Annotated in this window: 2 protein-coding genes; both read right to left on the bottom strand. The window is 68.2% G+C overall.

Annotation, left to right across the window (positions count from 1 at the left end; genetic code table 11):
* Positions 1-105: 105 nt before the first annotated feature.
* Positions 106-1,161 (bottom strand): TrkA family potassium uptake protein, encoded by a 1,056-nt coding sequence (locus tag B1A78_RS21595; protein WP_077148886.1) that lies wholly within the window; start codon positions 1,159-1,161, stop codon positions 106-108.
* The coding region (locus B1A78_RS21600; RefSeq protein ID WP_077148887.1) for a LysM peptidoglycan-binding domain-containing M23 family metallopeptidase at positions 1,158-2,091 on the bottom strand (934 nt) is incomplete at its 5' end. The genes B1A78_RS21600 and B1A78_RS21595, both read right to left, overlap by 4 nt.

The following is a 2,091-nucleotide window of genomic DNA, read 5'->3' on the forward strand; positions in this document are numbered from 1 at the left end:
GTGATGGGTCAGACGCCGCGAAGGCAGCGGCCGCCGGCTACCTTGCCCAGCCGCGCCGCGTAAACCGACAGCGGCCCCCGCCTGCGCGGGGGGCGACGAATAAAACTAATCCGCCTCGCAAACCTCGCAGGGGATGACCTCGACGATCATGTCGCCCGCTTGCAGCGTGCGCGTTTCGTCTTCCCAGAAGCCATAGGGTTTGTCGTCGCGGTAGATGCGCAGGCCGCGGCCGCCGCTGGCGAGCTGTTCGAGGCTGCGGCCGACTTCCTCGGCGCTGACCGGGCGTTCGCGCAGCTGCACCTTGCCGCCGACCGCGGCGAGATCGGCCATATAGCTTGCGACATGCTCGCCCTGCGCCGAGCCAGCGAGGAGCAGACCGGTGAAGCTGACCGGGTTGATGACGTTGCTGGCGCCCGCCTGGCGCGCGAGCAGTTCGTTATCCTTGGCGCGGATGACGACGCTGATCGGGACCTTGGGCGCGAGGTGGCGGACGGTGAGCACGATCAGGATCGAACTGTCGTCGCGGCCCGCCGACACGAGCACGTTGCGCGCCCGCGCGATCTGGACGTCGATCAGCGTGTCGTCGTTCGACGCATCGCCCTGCAGCACGTTGCAGCCCATCGCCTCGGCCTCCGCAATGCGGTTGCCCGACTGGTCGATGACGACGATGCACGACGGATCGGTGCCGCGCGCGATCAGTTCGCGGACCGCCTCGGCCCCGCTGGTGCCGTAACCGAGCACGACGCAATGATCGGTGAGCTTTGCCTGGATGCGGGCCATACGCCATTTTTCCCATGTGCGCTTGAGGACGAAATTATAGGCGGTGCCGACGAAAATGAAGAGCACCATGATGCGGATCGGGGTGACGATCACCGCCTCGATCAATCGCGAGCGGTCCGACACCGGGGCGATATCGCCGAAGCCCGTCGTCGTCACCGAGATCATCGTGAAATAGACGACGTCGAGGAAGCTGATGTGGCCGTCGTGGCTGTCCTTCAGCCCCGCACGGTCGATCCAGTGGACGAGCACGACGATCGCGATGAGGAAGAAGGCGACGCTGAGGCGTGCGAGAACATCGGCCCAGATCGGCCATTTGCTCGCGCGCTTGAGCGGCCGGAAGATGTGCTGCATCTGGAATTTTTCGGGGCTGCGCTTGCTCATCGCGCGGGCAGTTGCTTGAGCGGGTCGACCGGGACGCGGTTCTTGCGCAGCTGGAAATGGAGCTGCGGCGTCTGGACCTGCCCGCTCGCGCCGGCGAGGCCGATGATGTCGCCCGCCTTGACCGCCTGGCCGCGCCGGACGTCGATCTGCTGCGCATGGCCATAGGCGCTGACCCAGCCGCTGCCATGGTCGATCAGGATGAGGCCGCCATAGACCGCGATCTGGTCGCCGGCGTAGGAGACGACGCCGTTCGCGGTTGCATGGATCGGGGTGCCCGCGGGCGCGGCGATGTTGATGCCATCGTTGACCTTGCCGGGCGCGAGCGGGCCGAAACGCGCGATCACCTTGCCGGGCAGCGGCCAGACGAACCGGCCGGTGAAGGCGGCGGGGGTAGCGATCGCGGCGGTCACGGGTTTGCGCGGCGCGGCGCTGGCGGGCGCGGGCGCCTTGTTCGCGGCGAGCGCGGGCTGGCTGCCGGTCGCGATATCGTCGATGTCGAGGTTGAAGGCGGCGGCGCGCGCGGCGAGGTCGACCTGTTTCGGCGGCAACGGCCGCGCGTTCGCGGGCAGGCGGAGCCGCTGGCCGACGCGCAATATATAGGGTTCGGCGAGCGCGTTGATCGTGACGATCTCGCCCCAGTCGGCGCCATAGGCGCTGGCGATGCCGATGCCGGTCTCGCCCGCCGCGACGCGGTGATAGAGGCCGGCGGGGATGCGTAGCCGCTGGCCGGGGACGAGCGTGTAGGGCGCCGCGAGATCATTCTCCATCGCGATCGCCTCGGAGCCCGCATGCGTCATCTCGCCGATCGCGCGCAGCGTGTCGCCCGGACGCACGACATAGGTCGTCGCGGTGACGGTCGCCGCGTTGGTGGTGACGGGTTTGAGCGTCCAGGTCGGCTGGCTGTCGCCGCCCGCGACATCGTCATAGCCG

The organism is Sphingopyxis sp. KK2 (genome assembly GCF_001990265.1).
In the GTDB taxonomy this organism is placed as follows: Bacteria; Pseudomonadota; Alphaproteobacteria; order Sphingomonadales; family Sphingomonadaceae; genus Sphingopyxis.